The organism is Streptomyces resistomycificus, from assembly GCF_001514265.1.
Taxonomy (GTDB): Bacteria; Actinomycetota; Actinomycetes; order Streptomycetales; family Streptomycetaceae; genus Streptomyces; species Streptomyces resistomycificus.
Genome location: NZ_KQ948993.1, coordinates 215,929 through 236,588, shown reverse-complemented (window position 1 = coordinate 236,588; position 20,660 = coordinate 215,929). Strand labels below are relative to the sequence as shown.

At 71.0% G+C, this 20,660-nt stretch carries 17 protein-coding genes; 11 read left to right on the top strand and 6 right to left on the bottom strand.

The window, feature by feature from the left end; translation table 11 throughout:
- Nucleotides 1–88 precede the first annotated feature (88 nt).
- Nucleotides 89–1,477, top strand: coding sequence for a glycoside hydrolase family 43 protein (locus AQJ84_RS22305; protein ID WP_053191786.1), 1,389 nt, complete (start codon nt 89–91; stop codon nt 1,475–1,477).
- A gap of 107 nt (nt 1,478–1,584) precedes the next feature.
- On the opposite strand, the gene AQJ84_RS22300 is transcribed toward AQJ84_RS22305, so the two are convergent.
- A complete protein-coding gene (locus AQJ84_RS22300; protein ID WP_030044632.1) occupies nt 1,585–3,093 on the bottom strand; it encodes a SulP family inorganic anion transporter in 1,509 nt (502 codons plus the stop codon).
- Between the two features lie 341 nt (nt 3,094–3,434).
- Here AQJ84_RS22300 and AQJ84_RS22295 point away from each other — a divergent pair, with 341 nt between their 5' ends.
- Nucleotides 3,435–3,821, top strand: coding sequence for a MerR family transcriptional regulator (locus tag AQJ84_RS22295; RefSeq protein ID WP_030044631.1), 387 nt, complete (start codon nt 3,435–3,437; stop codon nt 3,819–3,821).
- Here AQJ84_RS22295 and AQJ84_RS22290 read toward each other — a convergent pair whose 3' ends face one another.
- Nucleotides 3,822–4,433, bottom strand: coding sequence for a dihydrofolate reductase family protein (locus tag AQJ84_RS22290; protein WP_030044630.1), 612 nt, complete (start codon nt 4,431–4,433; stop codon nt 3,822–3,824). It lies immediately after the preceding gene.
- Nucleotides 4,434–4,534: 101 nt separating this feature from the next.
- Between AQJ84_RS22290 and AQJ84_RS22285 the strand changes: the two genes are divergently transcribed.
- From AQJ84_RS22285 to AQJ84_RS22260, 6 genes are all read left to right on the top strand, one after another.
- The gene (locus tag AQJ84_RS22285; protein WP_079022688.1) at nt 4,535–9,076 is read left to right on the top strand and encodes a tetratricopeptide repeat protein; all 4,542 of its coding nucleotides are present in this window, start codon (nt 4,535–4,537) and stop codon (nt 9,074–9,076) included.
- 265 nt (nt 9,077–9,341) lie between these two features.
- Entirely contained in the window at nt 9,342–9,998 is a 657-nt protein-coding gene (locus tag AQJ84_RS22280) for a hypothetical protein (RefSeq protein WP_063785373.1), read from the top strand.
- A 175-nt stretch (nt 9,999–10,173) separates the two neighbouring features.
- Entirely contained in the window at nt 10,174–11,157 is a 984-nt protein-coding gene (locus AQJ84_RS22275; protein WP_030041684.1) for a hypothetical protein, read from the top strand.
- Nucleotides 11,158–11,293: 136 nt separating this feature from the next.
- Nucleotides 11,294–12,508: a cytochrome P450 gene (locus AQJ84_RS22270; protein ID WP_030041685.1), complete on the top strand. Its 1,215-nt coding sequence runs from the start codon at nt 11,294–11,296 to the stop codon at nt 12,506–12,508.
- Between the two features lie 28 nt (nt 12,509–12,536).
- Complete coding sequence (locus AQJ84_RS22265; RefSeq protein WP_030041686.1) at nt 12,537–12,737, top strand: ferredoxin; 201 nt, start codon at nt 12,537–12,539, stop codon at nt 12,735–12,737.
- 157 nt (nt 12,738–12,894) lie between these two features.
- Nucleotides 12,895–13,551 (top strand): formylglycine-generating enzyme family protein, encoded by a 657-nt coding sequence (locus AQJ84_RS22260; RefSeq protein ID WP_198536329.1) that lies wholly within the window; start codon nt 12,895–12,897, stop codon nt 13,549–13,551.
- 62 nt (nt 13,552–13,613) lie between these two features.
- Here AQJ84_RS22260 and AQJ84_RS22255 read toward each other — a convergent pair whose 3' ends face one another.
- Nucleotides 13,614–14,807: a CaiB/BaiF CoA transferase family protein gene (locus AQJ84_RS22255; protein ID WP_030041688.1), complete on the bottom strand. Its 1,194-nt coding sequence runs from the start codon at nt 14,805–14,807 to the stop codon at nt 13,614–13,616.
- 153 nt (nt 14,808–14,960) lie between these two features.
- On the opposite strand from AQJ84_RS22255, the gene AQJ84_RS22250 reads away from it, so the two are divergent.
- The gene (locus AQJ84_RS22250) at nt 14,961–15,884 is read left to right on the top strand and encodes an NADP-dependent oxidoreductase (protein ID WP_030041689.1); all 924 of its coding nucleotides are present in this window, start codon (nt 14,961–14,963) and stop codon (nt 15,882–15,884) included.
- 321 nt (nt 15,885–16,205) lie between these two features.
- Here the strand turns inward: AQJ84_RS22250 and AQJ84_RS22245 are convergent, their stop codons facing one another.
- Entirely contained in the window at nt 16,206–16,664 is a 459-nt protein-coding gene (locus AQJ84_RS22245; RefSeq protein WP_030041690.1) for a MarR family winged helix-turn-helix transcriptional regulator, read from the bottom strand.
- A gap of 191 nt (nt 16,665–16,855) precedes the next feature.
- On the opposite strand from AQJ84_RS22245, the gene AQJ84_RS22240 reads away from it, so the two are divergent.
- Nucleotides 16,856–17,209, top strand: coding sequence for a hypothetical protein (locus AQJ84_RS22240; RefSeq protein ID WP_053191791.1), 354 nt, complete (start codon nt 16,856–16,858; stop codon nt 17,207–17,209).
- A gap of 51 nt (nt 17,210–17,260) precedes the next feature.
- On the opposite strand, the gene AQJ84_RS22235 is transcribed toward AQJ84_RS22240, so the two are convergent.
- Nucleotides 17,261–18,250 (bottom strand): helix-turn-helix domain-containing protein, encoded by a 990-nt coding sequence (locus tag AQJ84_RS22235; protein ID WP_053191793.1) that lies wholly within the window; start codon nt 18,248–18,250, stop codon nt 17,261–17,263.
- A gap of 151 nt (nt 18,251–18,401) precedes the next feature.
- Entirely contained in the window at nt 18,402–19,379 is a 978-nt protein-coding gene (locus AQJ84_RS22230; RefSeq protein ID WP_030041695.1) for an alpha/beta hydrolase, read from the bottom strand.
- Nucleotides 19,380–19,629: 250 nt separating this feature from the next.
- Between AQJ84_RS22230 and AQJ84_RS22225 the strand changes: the two genes are divergently transcribed.
- The gene (locus AQJ84_RS22225; protein ID WP_030041696.1) at nt 19,630–20,598 is read left to right on the top strand and encodes a TerC family protein; all 969 of its coding nucleotides are present in this window, start codon (nt 19,630–19,632) and stop codon (nt 20,596–20,598) included.
- Nucleotides 20,599–20,660 lie beyond the last annotated feature (62 nt).

The window sequence follows — 20,660 nt, the reverse complement described above, 5'->3', positions numbered from 1 at the left end:
CACGCCTCACCTCTACCTTCTGACCGACTTGCCGAACTGTGTTCGAAATGCTGGACATCGAGTCTTCGGTTGGACCTAGGAGCCGCACGTGACCTCATCGCCGCCCACGCCGTCCCGTCGCGCCCTGCTGCGCGCGATGGCCGCCCTGCCCGCCTCGGCCGTACTGCTGGGCCAGACGCCCGGCCTGCTCGGTACGGCCTCGGCCGCGGCCCCGCCGAGCGGCTCCGCCACCCGCTACACGATCGTGCCGTTCCTCAACAGTAACGACGGCACCGTGAACGTCTACCAGTCCGACGACGCCACCGACTTCCGGCTGGCCAAGTCGTCGGCCTACACACCGCCCAGCAACCGCATCCGCGACGCGAGCATCTTCAAGCACACCGACGGCTACTACTACATCACCTACACCACGCACACCTGGCAGGACGTCAGCACCACGATCGGCTTCGCCCGCAGCTTGGACCGGGTCAACTGGACCTTCCTGTACGACTACACGGTCCCGATCGCCAACCTGTCCCGGGCGTGGGCGCCGGAGTGGTTCGTCGACAGCGACGGCAGCGTGAACGTCATCGTGTCCTGCTCGACGGCCAACGACCAGTGGATCTTCACGCCCTACCGGTTGAGAGCCACCAACTCGAGCCTCACCGCGTGGAGTTCACCGGTCGCCCTGTCCGGCATCGGTGCCAACCACATCGACACGTACATCGTGAAGATCGGCTCGACCTATCACGCGTTCACCAAGAACGAGACGACGAAGTACATCGAGTACGCGACGGCCTCCAGCCTCAACGGCCCCTACACGATCAGCCGCACCGGCAACTGGGCCGGCTGGGGCAGCTACCGCGAGGGCCCGGCTCTGGTCCAGCTCGACAACGGCGGCTGGCGGATCTTCTTCGACGGCTACGGCGACGGCACCTACTACTACAGCGACAGCTACGACACCTTCGCCACCTGGTCCGCGCCGGCCGCGCTGCCCGTCGTCTCCGGTACGGCCCGCCACTTCACCGTGATCAAGGAGACCGTTTCGGGCGGCCCGAGCCTGGCGCGCAACGTCACCCGCTCGTTCCAGTCGGCCAACTTCTCCACCCGCTACTGGCAGTCCCAGTCGTCCCTGCTCAACCTCCCCGTGGTGAGCGGTTCCAGCACCACCGCGGAGAAGCAGGCCGCCACCTTCACGGTCGTCGCCGGCCTCGCCGACGCGGGCGGCTACTCCTTCCGGGACGCCGCCGGCAACTACCTGCGCCACTGGGACTTCCGCGCCCGCTTCGACGCCAACAACGGCACGTCGACGTTCGCGAAGGACGCCACGTTCATCGCCCGCACCGGCAGCACGAGCAACTCGCTCCGCTTCGAGTCGTACAACTACCCGGGCTACTACCTGCGCCACTACAACTACCAGCTCCGGGTGGACCGCACCGACGGGACCGCCCTGTTCCGGCAGGACAGTTCGTTCGTGCCGGTGACCGCGCTGGCCTGACCAACCCTGCCCGGATGAGTGCGGGCTGAACGCGGGCGGGCCCCGGCTGTCGAGCCGGGGCCCGCTGTCCGCTTCCGTCGAGCCGGGGTTTCGTCCGCTTCGGTCGGTCAGTGGCCGGGCGTGAGTTCGCCGCTGAGCCTGCCGTGGAGGTGGGCGCTCGGATCGTTCAGCCCGGTGATCTCGACGGTCTTGCCGCGCTGCGCGTACCTGGTCTCCACGGCGTCGAGGGCGGCGACGGAGGAGGCGTCCCAGATATGGGCGGCCGACAGGTCGATGACGACCTTGTCGGCTTCGGTGGCGTAGTCGAACTGTCCGACGAGGTCGTTGGAGGAGGCGAAGAACAGCTCGCCGGTGACCCGGTAGACGACGGTGGCGCGGTCGGGGCCGGGGGCGGCGGTGACCTCGGCGAGGTGGGCGACGCGCTTGGCGAAGATGACCATCGCGGTGACCGAGCCGACGACCACGCCGACGGCGAGGTTGTGGGTGGCGACCACGCATACGACGGTGACCACCATGACGGTGATCTCCCCGGCCGGCATGCGTTTGAGGGTCTCCGGGGCGACGGAGTGCCAGTCGAAGGTGGCCACCGACACCATGACCATCACCGCGACCAGCGCCGCCATGGGGATGTCGGAGACCACCGGCCCGAAGACGACGCACAGCACCATCAGGAACGCGCCCGCGAGGAACGTCGACAGGCGGGTGCGGGCACCGGAGACCCGTACGTTGATCATCGTCTGGCCGATCATCGCGCAACCGCCCATGCCGCCGAAGAACCCGGTGACGATGTTGGCGACGCCCTGCCCGACGGACTCGCGGGTCTTGGAGGAACGGGTGTCGGTGATGTCGTCGACCAGCTTGGCGGTCATCAGCGACTCCATCAGACCGACCAGAGCCATGGCGAGCGCGTACGGGGCGACGGTGGTGAGCGTGTCGAGGGTGAACGGCACGTCCGGCAGGCCGGGCACGGGCAGGGACGACGGCAACTCGCCCTTGTCGCCCACGGTCGGGACCGCGATGCCGGCCGCGAGGGTGATGGTGGTGAGGATGACGATGGACACCAGCGGCGCCGGGACCACGGTGGTGACCTTCGGGAAGAACACCATCAGCGCGAGCCCTGCCGCGATCAGCGGGTAGACCGGCCACGGTACGCCCGTCATCTCCGGCACCTGGGCCATGAAGATGAGGATCGCGAGGGAGTTGACGAAGCCGACCATCACGCTGCGCGGCACGAACCGCATCAGCTTCGCCACCCCGAGCGCGCCGAGGACGATCTGGAGGACACCGGCCAGGATGACGGCCGCGACCAGGTAGCCGAAGCCGTGCTCCCGGTTGAGCGGGGCGATGACCAGGGCGACGGCGCCGGTGGCGGCGGAGATCATGGCCGGTCGGCCGCCGACGACGGCGATGGTGACGGCCATGGTGAACGAGGCGAACAGGCCGATCGCCGGGTCGACCCCGGCGATGATCGAGAACGAGATCGCCTCCGGGATCAGGGCGAGGGCGACGACGAGGCCGGCCAGCACCTCGGTGCGCAGCACCTTCGGGTCGGACAGCCAGGACGGACGTCGGGAGCCACGCAGCCACGCGGCCGGGGACAGTGCGGAGGAGGACAAGACGAGAGGAACCTGTCGTGCTCGGGCACACCCGGTGTCAGGCGGGCGCGCGGAAGGCGTGGAGTGCGTCAGGGGCACGGAGTCCGCGGAGGGCGGGGATCCTCCGGCAGGTCCGCGGGCGGCGGACGACGGGCTCCACCGGGGGCGTCGTCGGCCCCGGTACGACCGACGGACGGTCACGGGACGGAACCCGCGCCACGGAAACGGCGCCACGGAAACGGCGCCACGGAAACGCCACGACACCAGCCGGCCCGGCACCCCGGGAACTCTACCCTAACGTTAGAGTAGAGATGGCGCCCGCGTCCGCGGCGCCGCGGCGAGACACGAGAAGGGCACCCCGCGTGAGCAGCGAGCACATGCAGATCGGCGAGGTCGCCGCACGGACCGAGCTGTCGCTGCGCACCATCCGGCACTACGAGGACGCCGCGCTCGTGATCCCGTCCGCGCGCTCGCAGGGCGGCTTCCGCCTCTACACCGAGGCCGACGTCACCCGCCTGATGGTCATCCGCCGCATGAAGCCGCTCGGCTTCACCCTCGACGAGATGCGCGCCCTGCTCGACGCCGCCGACCGGCTCGACTCCGGCGAGGAACTGCCGCCCGAGGAACGCGGGGAACTGCTGGAGCGTATCCGCGGCTTCGACCAGGCCGTCCAGCGGCGGATCGAGGACCTGCGCGTTCAACTGGCCAGGGCGGAGGAGTTCTCCTCCACCCTGACCGCACGCCTCTGATCACTTCACGAAGCGGTACTTCAGGTGGGTGGCGAGGGGGGTCTCGACCACCCGGACCGTCTCGAGATTCCGCCGGGCACCCAGTCCCTCGAAGAGCCGCAGCCCCTCCCCGAGAAGAGCGGGCACCACGTGCAGTTGCAGCTCGTCGATGAGCCCCTCCTCAAGGTACTGCCGCACCGTCCTCGCGCCGCCCGCGATGTCGACGTTGGCGTCCCCGGCGGCGGCTCTCGCCTGTTCGAGGGCGCTGTGGATCCCGTCGGTGACGAAGGTGAAGGTGGTGCCACCCTCCTTGACCAGGGTCGGCCGGGGGCGGTGGGTGAGCACGAAGACGGGGGTCCGGAACGGCGGGTTGTCGCCCCAGAACCCCTCGCCCGTGTCGTACATCATCCGCCCCATGACCACCGCTCCGGTGGCGTCGAACCACTCACGCATCAGCTCGGAGTCACGGTTCTCCTCCCCGCCCGTCATGCCCTGGCGCTCCCGCCAGCTCGCCAGGTTGTGGATCCACTCGAAGAGCGGCTCGGCGCCGTCACCTCCGGGGTTGTCGACGGAGACGTCGCTGCCGGCGACGCAGCCGTCGAGGGAGATGGCCAGATCCGCGGTTACGGTCACGATGGGATGCTCCTGGGGTTCCGGGTTGTCCTGCCTTCACCCTCGCGTCGATCGGGATCCGGCGCATTCGACACCCTGCCCCGGGCGATCGGCAGCCGCCGATGCGGGGCAATCGAGTCACCGCAGGCTTACAGGCTCATAAGCTGCTCTACTGTGTGACCAGCTTGAAGAGCAGTGGCCGGGGGCGCTCACGTCGCGGGGGCCCGGTTCGGGGGTGCGGTGTGGCTGAGGTCCGGCGGTTCCATGCGTTCGTCTCGTATGCGCACGAGGATGTGCCGTGGGTGACCACCCTGGCGGACAACCTGCATCGACTGGGCCTCGACCTGTGGCTGGACCAGTGGGAGATGGTCCCGGGCCATCAGGTGGCGACACGGTTGCAGGACGGGCTGACAGAGGCCGGCGCCGTGGTGGCTGTGGTCAGTCGGCGCTGGGTGGAGTCGGGGTGGTGCGGCCTGGAATTCGCAGCCGCCGTGACCGCTGCCGTGGAGCAGGGCAAACCTCTCATCCCCGTCGTGGTGGGCGAGGTGGACCTGCCGCCCTTCATCGCTGCCCGTCTGTACGTCGACTTCCGCCACGTCGCCTCTCCGGCCCAGTACGAGAGCCTGGTACGGCAGTTGGAGCGGGCCCTGCGCGGGCGACCGTCGACGCGGCGCCCGGAGCGTGGCGGGCCGCTGGTCATTCCCGACGCCGTGGCCTACCGGCCGGACGGCCCCACGCAGGCGGAGTTACGGATCGGCACGTCGATGGTGACGTTCTCCACCGCGAGCGGCGAGGCATCCTGCCGGCCGCGCGGTGTGGATCACCTTCTCGAGCAGCGGTTGTGGCTGCTGCAGCGGTCTCGCGACCGGGCCTCGTTCGGCCTGGCCACGCGGCAGCTGCCGCCGGCGGAGGACGTGACCGCTTCGGGAGGGCCCGCCGGGATGCTGACCGCTGTGGGCGAGGCGTTGAGCGAGCGGTTCGTGTGCGGTGAGGTGGCGGCAGCGCTGGCCGAGCAGGAGGAGCTGGCAAGGGCGCGTCATGCGTCGTTGCGGATCGGACTGGCGGTGGACGACCCGCAGTGGGTGGACCTGCCGTGGGAGACCCTGTCCGTCGCGGGGACAGGGCCCTTGGTGCTGTCGGAGCAGGTCGAGTTGTACCGCGCCGTCGCACGGGAGAGTGCTCCGGTGGCGGTGCAGGTGCCGGGTCCGCTGCGGATTCTGGCGGTGGTGGCGAGTCCGGAGGCCGGCGGTGGCGAACTCCTCGACTACGAGCGGGAGCTGGGCCGGATCCTGGACGCGGTCGACCCGGCGCGGGCAGGCCACGGCGCGTATGTGCGGGTGCTGAACTGGGGCAGCCTGGCCGAGATCCGCGCCGCCCTGGAACGGGAGCGGTTCCATGTCCTGCACCTGTCCTGCCACGCCGGCCCCGGGGTGCTCCTGCTGGAGGACGAGCGGGGCCAGGCCGACGAGGTCGACGCGGAGCGCTTTCTGACGGAAGGCCTGCCCACCGGTCGGGTCGTGCCGCTGGTGGTGCTGGCGGGCTGCTCCACGGCCCGTACCCCAGCTCCCTCTGTCGCTGCGGAGGAAGGATCGGACTCCGGCGCTGAAGGACCCGCGGTGGAGGACGCGCGTGAGCAGGGGCGGGCTCGGGCCGGTCTGGCACGTGAGTTGCCGGCGCGAGGGGTGCCGGCGGTGCTGGCGATGACCGAATCCGTCACCGACCACTACGCCACCGAGCTGGCCGCGGAGATCTACAGGACGCTGGCCCGTGCGGAGCACCCCGATCCGCTGACCGCGCTGTCCCAAGCGCGCCGCACCCTGGAGGCGCGGCGCCGGGAGCTGCCGGAGAGCGATCCGTTCGCCGCGTGCACGGAATGGGCGACTCCAGCCCTGTTCCTGGCCGGTCCGCCGCTGCCGCTGTTCGACCGCACCCACAGCGTCGGCCAGGTGCCGCTGGAGCCGGAGGCGGTGTTGGAGGAGGGCATGGTGGTCCGCAAGGTCGGCGAGTTCGTCGGCCGCCGCACCGAACTGCGCCACCTGCTGGCCGCGCTGCGCGACCCCCAGACGGCCGGAGTGTTGGTGCATGGCATCGGCGGCGTCGGCAAATCAACCCTGGCCGCCGAACTCCTGCACCACTACGGCACCCACAACCGGCTGATCGTGCCGGTCTCCGCCACTACGACCCGCACCGTCGACGCCGTCCTGCAGGCCCTCCGGCTGCGCCTGAGCACCTACTGTTCGACCGAAGGCCTGCCGGAGAACGACCCGCTGCGGCGGGCAGCGGTAGAGCTGACGGACGCCCGAGCGCCGTGGCAGGAGCGCTGGGAGCTGATTCGGCAGATCGTGCTGCCGCGCCTCCAGGCGGTGTTGATCGTGGACAACGCCGAAGACCTGCTCACCCCCACGCCGTCCGGTGACGGGCGGCAGCCTGCCGACCCGGAGCTGGCGGATCTGCTGGCCGCGTGGACGGCAGCCAGTCCGCGATCCCGGCTGCTGGTCACCAGCCGCTACCCCTTCACCCTGCCCCGGCGCGCCCACCGGCGCCTCACCACCCATCATCTGGGACCGCTCTCACTGGCGGAGACCCGCAAGCTCATGTGGCGGCTGCCCGGCCTCGACGCCCTCAGCCCCGCAGACCAGCACCGTGCTTACGCCGATGTCGGAGGCCACCCGCGCGCCCTGGAGTACCTCGACGCCCTACTGCGTGGTGGACAGGCACGCTTCCCCGACATCGCCGACCGCATGGAAGCCGCACTGGAAAGCCGCGGCATATCCGATCCCGAACGCTGGCTGGCGGGCGTGGGAGGCGACCTGGACACCGCGCTGGCCGAGACCGTCACTCTCGCTGTCGACGACATCCTCCTCGACACCCTGCTCGCCCAGATCGAACAAGTGCCGGGGGCACGGCCGCTGCTGGACGGGCTGGCCGTCTACCGCACCCCGGTCGACCAGACCGGGGCCGCCTGGCAACTGTCCGATCTCACCGCGTTCCCCGAGCCCGACCCCGCGGTCCGGCAGCGCGTCCACTCGCTGAACACACTCATCGAGCAGGCGCGCGCGACAGGAGCGGGACCGGAGGACGACTACGGCCTGCCACCTGAGACGATCGCCGAATACACGGCGGTCTGGGCGGAGCTGCAGAGACCCCCCGTCGACTGGGACACCAAGGCAGCGAATGCTTTGAACCGACTGCTGGACCTCGGGCTGGTCTCCCCGGCCCCCGCCCCTCAGGACGAGCCGGGCAGCCTGCCCAGCGGGCTGACGGTGCATCACTGGACCGCCGACGCCCTCCGCCGACGCGCCCGGGCCGACACCCTCGACGCCGCTCACCGGCGGGCTGCCGCCTACTGGCGATGGCGCGTCAACGTCTGGCCCCAGTCCCGAGCCGACGGCGTCATGCAGCTGATCGAAGCACGCCACCACCATCACCAGGCCGGCGACATCGACCAAGCCCTCATCCCCACATGGCACGTCTGCTCGCAGTTGCACACCTGGGGAGCCTTGGACTGGGAACAGCGGTTGCTTGAGGAAACCCTCACCTGGCTCCCCGCCCGCTCCCATCCTGCCGCCGTCTGCACGCACCAACTAGGCATCGTCGCGCAGGCGCAGGGGGACTACGGTCAGGCGGAGGAGCGCTATCGCGCGTCCCTCGCCATCTTGGAGGAGGTCGGTAACCGGGCCGGTATCGCCAGTGGTTACCACCAGCTCGGCATGATCGCGCACCTGCGGGGCGACTACGAGGTGGCGGAGGAGCGCTATCGCGCGTCCCTCGCCATCGAGGAGAAGCTCGGTAACCGGGCCGGTATCGCCAGTGGTTACCACCAGCTCGGCATGATCGCGTACCAGCGGGGCGACTACGAGGTGGCGGAGGAGCGCTATCGCGCCTCCCTCGCCATCGAGGAGAAGCTCGGTAACCGGGCCGGTATAGCCACCAGCTACCACCAGCTCGGCATCATCGCGCACCTGCGGGGCGACTACGAGGTGGCGGAGGAGCGCTATCGCGCCTCCCTCGCCATCCTGGAGGAGCTTGGTGATCGGGCCGGTGTCGCCGGTGGTCACCACCAGCTCGGCATGATCGCGTACCTGCGGGGCGACTACCAAGGGGCGGAGGCGCGCTATCGAGCCTCCCTCGCCATCTTGGAGGAGGTCGGTGATCGGGCCGGTGTCGCCGGTGGCTACCACCAGCTCGGCATCATCGCGCACCTGCGGGGGGAGTATGGTCAGGCGGAGAAGCGCTTTCGCGCCTCCCTCGCCATCTTGGAGGAGCTTGGTGATCGGGCCGGTGTCGCCGGTGGCTACCACCAGCTCGGCATGATCGCGGAGGAACAGGGCGACTACGAGGAGGCGGAGGAGCTCTATCGCGCCTCTCTCGGCATCGAGGAGGAGCTCGGTAACCGGGCCGGAATCGCCACCAGCTACGGCCAGCTGGGGGTGCTCCGTACCAAGCAGCGACGCCCCGCAGAGGGTGTGCATTACACGCTGCAGGCACTGGAGTTGCAAATGGAGATCGGAAGTCCGCCCGACATATCCCTCCACTGGCTCTGCCGACAGAGGGCTGCCCTCGGCGACGGTGCCTTCCGCCGCATCCTCGACGAGCTGCTGACGGAAGACGTGGCCGCGGTGCTCATGCAGGCCACGCGACCCGAGGAGGAGTCTCCGCTCTGAAGGGTGACCGGACCGGGTGCCGATGGCCTCGTGGCCGACCGCGACCCGCGCTGCCGTCCAGGCCCGCTTCCAGGCCCGAGCCGTGCCGCACCCTGACGGACGAACGGGCCGTGCTGGGTAAAGCGGCTCTGCGTTCGGGGAAAGCTGCTGGTCAGTGCCTCTGAGGTGAGGGGAGGGCGAGGGGAAGTAGCCGCGGCACCGGTTGCGGCGGGCCGGGGTGCTTTCCACGGTGATCGCAGGAACAGCGATTTCGAAAGGAACGTGCATGCGCCCCCTGGTATCCCGCGGTCTCCTGCTGCCGCCACTGCTGTGTTCGGCCCTGCTGCTCGTGCCGGCCGGCACGGCCGCCGCCGTGAGCGACATCTCGTCAGAGGCCGCGGACCGGGCCGCGGTCGCGTGGTCCGCGCCCGCGGCGGACGCGGTCGTGAAACGGCTCGACGCGCTGGAGCGTGCGGACCGCGCCGAGGTGGTCACTCCACTGGTCGACGCCGTGAGCTCCATCGCCGCGACGAACGGCGGCCGTCTCGACGCGGCCGAGGCGGCGGCGTACGCGAAGTCCGTACGGACCGCGCACACCGCCGTGCAGCAGCGGTTGGCGGCCTCCGCCGTCCCGGCGACCGCGGCGGCGGCCGCCGACCCCGTGTCGGACCTGCTCACGTCCCTCCAGTCGGCGGTCGACGGGCTGGTGAGCTCGCTGACCTCGCTCGACCTGGGCGCGGTGCTGGGCTCGGTGACCGGGCTTCTGACGCCGGTGATCGGACTGGTCACGGGGCTGCTGGGCGGCGGACTGCCCGCGGCAGAGCTGCCGGTGGCGGAACCTCCGGCGGCGGAGCTGCCCGTGTCGGAACTCCCCGCAGCGGACCTTCCGGCAGTGGCACCTCCGGCTGCGGAGCTGCCCGTGGACGCACTGCCGGCCTCCTGAGCAGCAGGCGGCTCACGACCATCTCGCCGCGAAGGCCTCACGACAACGGCCCAGGCGGCACACGGCGACCTCGTCGTGTGCCGCCTGGGCCGTTTCTGCCATGTTCACGGCAACCTGTCGGCGGTCGGTGGCGACCTGAGGGGGAAATCCCGTACCCCCACCAAGGGAGTTCACCATGCGCACCCGCATTGCGCGTCTGGTCGCCGTCTTAGCCGCCTTGGCGGCGATCCTCGCAGCGCCGGGCCTGGCGATCAGCCCGGCCCAGGCCGCGGCGCCCTCGGCACCGACCGCGGCGTCCCCGGTCGCGGCCGCATCCGCAGCCGCTGCCGGACAGGCCGCCGCCGCCGCCGGACAGGCCACCGGCACCCCGGTCATCGCAGCCGTCCCGCCAGGGCAGGCCGCCGACACCTGGAACCCGCCCGCCAACCTGGTCCAACCCCTCAACGAGGTCTGGAACCACGTCCAGTCGACCTACCCCAACCTCTACGGCTTCCGGAACTACGGCTGGGACCAGGTCATGGCCAACAGGGGAAGCGTCAACTACTGCGTCCGCTGGGAGTCGGACGCCCCCGTCAGCGCCGCCCTGCGCGACCGGATCCACACCGCGCTGAAGAAGCAGTTCGGGAAGTGGATGTCGGTCATGGTCGAGGGCGGCACGGGCCACAACGCCTGGCCCTACACCAACGTCCCCGTCAACATCGTCGGCTGGGCGGTGAAGAACCGGTCGACCCTGCAGTGGACGGACAACTCCGTCGACATCTACGCCGGGAACCTGGACGAGGGCGGCGCCCCGCAGTGCGCGCCGGACTGCGGGCGCTTCTTCCATCAGGACGGCAACTACTCGAAGTGCCCGGGCGGCGCGGCCCGTCACTACGACCAGTCGCTGTGGCTGACCAAGGGATTCCAGGGCGGTGCCGGCGGCGACTGGGGGCAGCGGGTCGGACAGGAGTACTTCACCGGCGCGCTGAACCAGGAGAACATCCACATCTACCTGCACGAAGTCGGCCACACCTTCGGCCTCGACGACTTCTACGACTGGACGCCGACCGGCCAGTGCTGCTTCCTCATGAAGGCCGGCAGCGCCGCGCAGATCACGGAGTTCGACAAGTGGATGTTCCGCGACTTCTGGCGTCACCTCAAGAGCCGTTACGGCCTCTGATCCGACGCCCCGATGATCCGTCGCCGGGCGGGCCGGTCCAGCTGGCCGGTTTTTAAGTCAACTGCTTGACTTTGCTCCTGTGGGGTGGCTTGGCTGGGCTCTCGGAGCCCCACCTCTCCCCCCACAGGAGGCCCACTTGAGCGACGTACCCATCGAGCAGCCGCTGGACTACCCGCTTCCCGCCCCCGCCGCCCTGGAACCGCCCGCGGAGTGGGCCCGGTTGCGGCAGCAGTGCCCGGTGGCGCGGGTGAAGCTGCCCAGCGGTGACGAAGCGGCTCTGGTCACGCGGTACGAGGACGTCCGGAGCGTGCTGGCCGACCCCCGGTTCACGCGCGAGCTGAACGCCCCGGGCGCGGCCAGGATCATCGACACCGAGTCGGGCGGGCTGTTCAACAGCCCGGTGGCGAACACCCTCGCCGCCGAGGGACACGCGCGCTGGCGCCGGATGGTCGGCAAGTGGTTCACCGCCAGGCGGATGGCCGCCCTGCGTCCCGGCATCGAGGCGACGGCCGACCGGCTCGTCGACGGGATGCTCGAACACGGCCAACCGGCGGACCTCGTCACGCACCTGGCCTTCCCGCTGCCGGTCTGGGTCATCTGCGACATGCTCGGCGCCCCGGAGAGCGACCGGGACAGGTTCGCGCACTGGTCCGACGTCACCCTCAGCCTGACCGAGTACAGCGGGACCGAGATCGACGCCGCGCAGCACGAGTTCACCGCTTGTCTCACCGACCTCGTCGACACCAAACGCGAGCAGCCGGGCGACGACCTGCTCAGCGAACTCCTCGCCGTCACCGATGCCGAGGGTCGGCCGATGAGCGACGCGGGGCTGGTCGCCACCGCACAGGCACTGCTGGTCGCCGGACACGAGACCACCGCGAGCATGATCGCCAAGATGGTGGCCATGCTGCTGGCCGACCGCCGGCACTGGGAGCGACTGGCCGCCGACCGGACCCTGGTGCGGACGGCCGTGGAGGAGATCCTCCGCTTCGACCCCAACGGCGGCTTCGGGCTGCCGAGGTTCCTGCACGAGGACGCCGAGATCTCCAGCGGGCTGCTGCCCTCCGGGACCACCGTGGTGTGCAGCATGGCCGCGGCCAACCGGGACGACTCCGCGTTCGAGAGTGCCGGCGAACTCGACCTGGGCCGCAGCCCCAACCCGCACCTCGCCTTCGGTGCCGGCGCCCATTCCTGCCTCGGGCAGCCACTGGCCCGCACCGAACTGCAGGTCGTGCTCGACGTCCTGCTGCGCCGCCTGCCCACCCTCGACCTCGCGGTCGGGGCCGACGAACTGCGCCGCGTCGAGGGCCTCGTCGTCGGCCGGCTGCACGAGCTGCCGGTGCGGTGGTGACGGGCACGTCGGGACCAGGAGGGGCGCGATGAGGATCACCGTGGACGAAGTGAAGTGCTGTGGCGCCGGGCAGTGCGTGATGGTGGCGCCCGACGTGTTCGACCAGCGTGACGAGGACGGCGTGGTCGTCCTGCTCGACGCGGAGCCGCCCGCGGTACTGCGCCCGGCCGTTCACGAGGCGGCGAGCGTCTGCCCGGCCGCCGCCATCGCGCTCGACCGGAGAGGCTGAACTCTCGGCTCAGGTCTGCGCGGAAGGGCGACGAAGGTCGAGGAAGGGCCAGGAGCGCCAGGAGTGCCGGGAGTGCCGGGAACGGCGAGGAACCGCCCTGGGGAGGCCGCCCGCCGGGTGAGATCATCCGCGGGTGGACACGAACCCGGAGCACGAGATGGTCGCCGTACCGGCGGGACAGGTCACGTTGTCGGACCGGCGGACCGAACGCAGGTGGGAGGTGAAGCTCGCACCCTGCCTGCTGGCGGCGCGTCCGGTCACCCGGGAGCTGTACGACCGGGTGACCGGAGCCCGGCCGGGCGGCGCCGCGGGCGACCGGTTCCCCGTCGAGAGCGTGTCCTGGACAGACGCCGTCCGGTTCTGCAACGACCTGTCCCGACTGGAGGGCCTGGCACCCGCCTACCGCGTCCACCCCGACGGTGAGACAGCCGAGTGGGACGCGGGCGCCGACGGCTACCGGCTGCCGACCGAGGCGGAGTGGGAGCACGCCTGCCGCGCCGGCACCACCGGACCGCGCTACGGGCCGCTCGACGAGATCGCCTGGTACCGGGGCACCTCCGAGGAGCGGATCCACGAGGTGGGCACCAAGCGGCCCAACCCGTGGGGCCTGTACGACATGCTCGGCAACGTCTGGGAGTGGTGCTGGGACCTCTACGACCCCGAGGTCTACGGCAGTTACCGGGTGCTGCGGGGCGGTGGCTGGTTCGACGAGCAGTGGAGCTGCCGGGCGTCCGTACGGCGCCGCAGCCACCCCACCTTCCGTGTCGACGACGTGGGGTTCAGGGTCGCGCGCAACCAGCCGACGAGCGTCTGACCACCCGGTACTCCGACGCCGAGGTCGCGGTGGCCCGGTGAGCCCCGGCCGCGGAGGACCGCTCAGACCACGGCGTCGGCACGCAGCGCCTCGATGTCGGCGGCGTCGCGTCCGAGTTCGGTGAGGATCGCCTCGGTGTGTTCGCCCACGGCGGGCACGGGGTCCATGCGCGCGGGCAGGCCCGCGAGGTCGGCCGGTGGCACCAGCGCCTCCACCAGGGCCCCGCCGGGCACACCCACCTCGCGCCAGCGGTCCCGGCCGGCCAGGACCGGGTGGTCGAGGAACGCGGCGACGTCGTTGACGCCGGCGCAGGCGATGTCGATGCCCTCCAGGTCCTCGAGGATCTCCGCGGCGTCGGAGCACGCGACCCGCTCGGCGACGACGGTGTTGAGCTCCTCGCGGTGGGCGACCCGGGCGGAGCCGGTGGCGAAGCGCGGATCGTCGGCCAGCTCGGGCCGCCCGAGGAAGCCGGCGCACAGGGCCACCCACTCCCGTTCGTTCTGGATGGAGAACAGCACGTCCTTGCCGTCGGCGGCGGTGTAGGTGCCGTAGGGGGCGATGGTGGCGTGCTGGGTTCCCAGGCGGGGCGGCTGGGTGCCGCCGTAGCGGGTGTAGTAGGCGGGCTGGCCCATCCACTCGGCCAGCGCCTCGAACAGGGACACCTCCACGGGATGTGCCGTCCCGGTGGTGGCGCGGGTGTACAGGGCGGTGAGGACGCCCGTGTAGGCGTACATGCCGGCCGCGATGTCGGCGACGGAGACTCCCACGCGGGCCGTCTCGTCGGCGGTGCCGGTCAGCGAGACCAGCCCCGTCTGGCACTGCACCAGCAGGTCGTAGGACTTCCGGTCGGCCCACGGGCCGCTCGTGCCGTAGCCGGAGATCGTGCACGGGATCAGCCGCGGCCGGCGCTCCTGGAGGGCCGCCGCGCCAAGGCCGAGCCGGTCGGCGGCGCCCGGTGCGAGGTTCTGCACGAATACGTCGGCGCCGTCCAGGAGTTCGTGCAGGATGTCGAGGCCCCGGGGGTCCTTGAGATCCAGCGTGAGGGACTCCTTGGAGCGGTTGAGCCACACGAAGTAGCTGGAGTGGCCGTGCACGGTCGTGTCGTAGCGGCGCGCGAAGTCGCCGTCGCCAGGGCGCTCCACCTTGATGACCCGGGCGCCGAGGTCGGCGAGTTGACGCGTGGCGTAGGGGGCGGCCACCGCCTGCTCCAGGCTGACCACGGTGATCCCGGACAGAGGAAGCTGCGGCAGGCTCATACGGCCCTTTGTACGGCCGCGCCCGCGAGCTGGTCAACGGTGATCAAGGCCACTCACCTGGGCGGAGGGGTCCCGGGGAGGGGCGGCGGTCGAGAGGTGGCGGGTAATTACAGGCGCGGGTTGATTGCAAACGCCGTTTGCTTTCATGGAGGGATGAAGGCAATGACACTGCAGAAGTACGGTCAGCCCGATGATCTGAAGCTCGCGGACCACCCCGACCCCAAGGTGGCTCCCGGAGAGGTCCTCGTCCGCGTCAAGGCGGCCGGTGTGAACCCGGTGGACTGGAAACTCGGAGAGGGGCTCCTCGACGCCCTCATGGAGACGCACTTCCCGATGATCCCCGGCTGGGACGTGGCCGGGGTCGTCGAGCGCGTCGGACTGGACGTCGAGGAGTTCGCACCCGGCGACGAGGTGTTCGGCTATGTCCGCAAGGACTCGGTGCAGCTCGGGACCTACGCCGAGCTGGTCTCCGCCCATGTGCGCATGCTGGCGCGCAAGCCCGCCTCGCTCTCGTGGGAGCAGGCCGCCGGAGCGCCGCTGGCCGGCCTGACCGCCTACCAGTCGATCCAGCGCGTCGGTGTCGTCGCCGGCGAGACCGTCCTCGTCCATGCCGCGGCCGGCGGCGTCGGTATGTTCGGCGTCCAGATCGCCGCCGCGCTCGGTGCCCGGGTCATCGGCACGGCGAGCGAACGCAACCACGACTTCGTACGTTCCCTCGGCGCGGAGCCCGTGACCTACGGGGAGGGCCTCGTCGACCGGATCCGCACACTGGCCCCGGACGGCGTCGACGCGGCCCTCGACTTCGTCGGCGGCGACGCGGTCGACGTGTCCCGGCAGGTCCTGAAGCGGCCCGAGCGGCTGGCGTCCATCGCCGACCACACGGCGTTGGAGAACGGCGGCCACTACGTGTGGGTGCGTCCCGACCCGGCTGACCTGACCGCCCTCGCCGAACTGTCCGACCAGGGCCGGCTGACCGTCCACATCGACCGGGCGCTACCGCTCGCGGAGGCCGCGGAGGCCTGGCGCATCAGCCGCGACGGGCACACCCGCGGCAAGCTGGTGCTGACCGTGGACTAGGGCCGTCGTTTGGATCAGGCCGGCTGGGAGGCACCGCGCCTCTCGGCCGACCCGAGCGGGGCGTGGTGCCTGCAGCTGCGAGGCGGAGGAGGGCGGCGACGCGGTGGGGGCACCCCCGGCCGAAGGCTGGGGGACGTCGACAATCGACGTGGGGGACGTCGACAACCGACGTGGGGGACGTCGACAACCGACGTGGGGGACGTCGACAACCGACGGCAACGCGGCAGATGCGCGTGCCACGCCCCGCGACGCCGGCATGATCCAAACGACAGGCTCTGGGGCTCACCCGGTCCCTGTCCCGCTGACCTGCGGGGCAGGGGCTCAGGCGGGGACCTTGAGGGTTTCCACGGCGTGGACGAGGGGCGCGAGTTCGGGGGTGCGGGCGGCCGTGTCGAGGGCTTCGCGCAGGGCCGTCTCGTTGGTCGGGCGGGCTTCTTCCAGGAGCGTGAGGCCGGCCTGGGTGACGTTGGTGTAGATGCCGCGCCGGTCGGTGGGGCAGAGGTAGCGGGAGAGCAGACCGCGGTCCTCGAGGCGGGTGACCAGGCGGGTGGTGGCGCTCTGGCTGAGGACGACGGCGTCGGCGACCTGCTTCATCTGGAGGTGGCCGCCCTCTCCGTCGTGCTGGCGGCTGAGGACGTCGAGCAGGGAGTACTCGCGCACGCTGAGGTCGTGTCCCGCCTGCAGGGCGCGCTCGATGTGGGCCTCGATCCTGCCGTGCAGCAGGGAGAGGGCGCACCAGCCCTGTGCGAGAGCGGTGAGTGCGGGGTCTGTGGCGGTCATGAGGCGTGCTCCTCCGGCCCGAAGTGGCTGGCCATCCAGGATAGGGCATGTGTGAAAGTTCCAGCGGGTGCGGTTATAGCGCGCATGCAAGGACCTCCGTAACCCAGTGGCCCTCGCGAAGGCGGCCTCGATACCGTCCAGGTCCGAACCGGCCGTACAGGCGGCCGGACCGAGTACGGAGTGCGATCCCCATGACCGGCCGTCGAGCCACGACCACCCTGTGGCGCCCCACCGGACCCGCGGAGCTGGCCCTGGTCCGTGAGCTGGACTGGCGGGCCTGGCCGCCGCGGCTGCCCGAACAGCCGATCTTCTACCCGGTCCTCGACGAGGACTACGCGGTCCGGATCGCCCGCGACTGGAACGTCAAGCACGACGGCGCGGGCTTCGTCACCCGCTTCGAAGTCGACACCGGGTTCCTAGGCCGCTACCCCGTCCGGCAGGTGGGCGGGCGGACGATCCTCGAACTGTGGGTGCCCGCCGAGGAACTCGACGAGTTCAACGCCCACGTCGTCGGCCGGATCGAGGTCGTGCACGAGTTCCACTGACCGCCGAAGGGGCGGGCCGCCGGGCCCGGCGGCCGGGCGTCGGTGCGACCGCTACGACCGCGACAGATGCCGCATCGTCAGGGCCAGATGCAGCCTGAGCCGGCCCTGCGGCGTGCGCAGCGGCCAGCCCAGCAGGTGTTCGGCGTGGGTCAGCCGGTCCTGGAGCGTGGAGTGGTGCACGTTGCTCTCGGTGGCAGCCGCGCGCAGGCTCGCCGTCGACGCCACGGCGTGCAGCGTGGCCAGCAGCCAGGGTGTGGTCGCGGCGGCCGCCTCCAACGCCCGGACGTCGGGCGCCGGTTCGGAGCCGGGGGCGACGAGGTCGGCCAGCAGGGCGATACCGCCGAGCTCGTCGGCGTACACCACCCGTGGTCCGGGGTCCTGCGCGGTGCCGTCGGCGGTGAAGCGGAGGGCGACACGGGCGGCGGCCCAGGAGTGCGGCAGCTCCAACACCGGTCCGGCGGGGCCGACGCCGAGCCGGCCGGCGGGGAGTCCGGTCTCCGGGTGCGCGGGGACGATCCGCGGGCGTCCGTCGTGCGGGGCCAGCGCGCGGGCCGGCGCCGCCGGGTCCAGGCCGAGCCCGCGGACCGCGTGCAGCCGGGCCGGTTCCGGGGCCGTGGCGTCCAGGACCGTCTCGACCAGGGCGGGATCGTCGGCCGGAGCCCGGCCCCGGGTGCGGTCCAGGACCAGGCGCACGGCACCGGCGGCCCGCTCGAGGATCACCGCGTCGACCACGCTGGGCGTCGCCTGCGCCCGCTCCAGCCACAGCGCCGGAGCCCCGCCCGGCGTCAGCGCGGCCGACGGCCAGGCGGCGTCCGGCGGGAGGTCCGTCTCCCGGCGCGTGCCGTCGGCTTCCACGCGGACCCGCACCCGCCGGTCGGCGTCGACCAGCCGCGCGGGCACCCCGGCCAGCACCGCGGCCCCGCGCACCAGTGCCTCCAGACCGGCCCGGGACTCGGCCAGTCGGTCGAAATAGGCGATGACCTGGACGGCGGCACCGGCGTCCGGATCCAGCGCGGTCAGGCGCCCGGCCAGCTCCTTCATAGGTCCATGGTGCGCCATGCCGTCGTGTTTTGTGGAGCTTGTGGGACGGGGCCGGATCGCTTCCGGCGTACGGTCCCTGAGGCGAAGGGACCGGACCACCGTCGGCGTACGGCCCCGAAGGCGCGGGCGAAGGCGGGCAGCCCGGCTTCGGTCAGTCGCCCAACAGCCTCCGCAGCCACGTCAGCTGGGCCGCCCGGGCCGCCTGGGAGAGGGCCGCCTGGGGGGCGAAACCGTCGAAGCCGTGGAAGCCGCCGGGCCACACGTGCAGCTCGGCCCGCCCGCCCGCCTGCCAGAGACGGGAGGCGTAGGCGACGACCTCGTCCCGGAAGGTCTCCGCCGAACCCACGTCGAGGAAGGCCGGCGGCAGGCCGGACAGGTCCTCGGCCCGGGCCGGCGCCGCGTACGCCGGCACGTCCGGGCCACCGCGCAGGTCGCCCAGCAGCGCGCCCCAGCCGGTCTCGTTCGCCGTACGGTCCCACACGCCGAGGCCCGCCATCTGGTGCGAGGAGAGAGTTTCGTTGCGGTCGTCCAGCATCGGGCACATCAGCAGCTGCCCCAGCGGGCGCGGCCCCTTGCGGTCACGGGTGAGCAGGGCGAGCGCCGCGGACAGGCCACCGCCCGCGCTGGCGCCCGCCAGCACGATCCGCTCCGGGTCACCGCCGATCTCCGCCGCGTGCGCGGCCGTCCACACGAGCCCGGCGTAGACGTCCTCGATCTGGGCGGGATAGGGGTTCTCGGGGGCCAGCCGGTACTCGACCGACACCACCACCGCGCCCAGCTCCTTCGCCCAGGCCAGCGGACCGTCCACGCCGACCCTGTTGTTGCCGAGGACCATGCCGCCGCCGTGCACGTGGTAGAGGACCGGCTGCGCTACGCCCACGAACTCCTGGGCGGTCGGCCGGCAGATCAGCAGCGAGATGTCGGGAGCACCCTCGGGCCCCGGCACCGTGCGGTCCTCGACCTTGAAGCAGCCGTCCAGGGTGAGGTCCAGTTCGGCGAGCATCTGAATGCCCGGGCCCTGCCGTACGGCGTCGATCTCGTCCGGGGCGAGACCGGGGGACAGGACGTCCTTGATCAGGTCCAGGGCTGCGGCGAGCTCCGGGTCGAACGGGGGCGGAACGTGGCTCATGGGGGTTCTCCTCACGCGGGAACGCGGCGGCTCGTTGCGCCATGGTCCGCGCACCGGCGCTCCTCCGGGGCGCCGCCGGACGGCGGAAGCTGCCCGCCGTCCGGCGGGTGGGCGCCCGCGACTTCCGGCCATGCCCCGATATGACCTGCTGTTCTTTACCAGGACATGGCCTGTTCTTCACCTGCTGTCGGTGGAAGGGTTCGGATGTGCTGACAACGCTGTCGATGCCCCCCATGTACCAGGAGTATCTGTGAACGTCTCTCTGACTGTCTGGCTGTTGACCGTGGCCGGTCTGTGCGCGTTGGTCGCCGTGGACTTCTTCATCGGCCGAAAACCGCACGAGGTGTCGATCAGAGAGGCCGGGACCTGGACCGTCGTCTGGGTCGTCCTCGCGTGTCTCTTCGGCATCGGGCTGTTCTTCTACGGAGGAGCCAAGCCCACGGGCGAGTTCTTCGCCGGCTATGTCACCGAGAAGTCGCTGAGCGTCGACAACCTCTTCGTCTTCGTCCTGATCATGGCGAAGTTCGCGGTGCCGTCCCAGTACCAGCAGCGCGTCCTGATGGTCGGCGTTGTCATGGCCCTGGTCCTGCGCACCGCGTTCATCGCGGCCGGCGCGGCGATCATCTCCACGTTCTCGTGGGTGTTCTACCTCTTCGGCGCTTTCCTGATCTGGACCGCCTGGAAGCTGATCCAGGACGCCCGCAAGGAGGAGCACGAGGAGGAGTACCAGGAGAACAAGCTGCTCAAAGCGGTGGAGAAGCGATTCGGCGTGGCCGACCGCTACCACGGCACCAAGCTGTGGGTCGAGGAGAACGGCAAGCGGGTCATGACCCCGATGCTGGTCGTGATGCTGGCGATCGGCTCCACCGACGTGCTGTTCGCCCTGGACTCCATCCCCGCCATCTACGGGCTGACCCAGGATCCGTACATCGTCTTCACGGCCAACGCGTTCGCGCTGATGGGGCTCAGGCAGCTGTACTTCCTCATCGGCGGACTGCTCAAGAAGCTCGTCCACCTCAGCTACGGCCTGTCGATCATTCTCGGCTTCATCGGCGTCAAGCTGGTCCTGCACGCACTGCACGAGTCCGGCGTCCACGTCCCGGAGATCAGCATCCCCTTCTCGCTCGGGTTCATCGTGCTGGTCCTCGCGGTCACCACCGTCACCAGCCTGAGGGCCTCGAAGAAGCAGGAGGAGGCCGAGGCGGAGCGCGTGGTTTGACCGGCGGGTGCGCGGGCCGGCTGTCGGTCGGCCACCCCAGGTCCGGGCGACCCCAAGTCCGC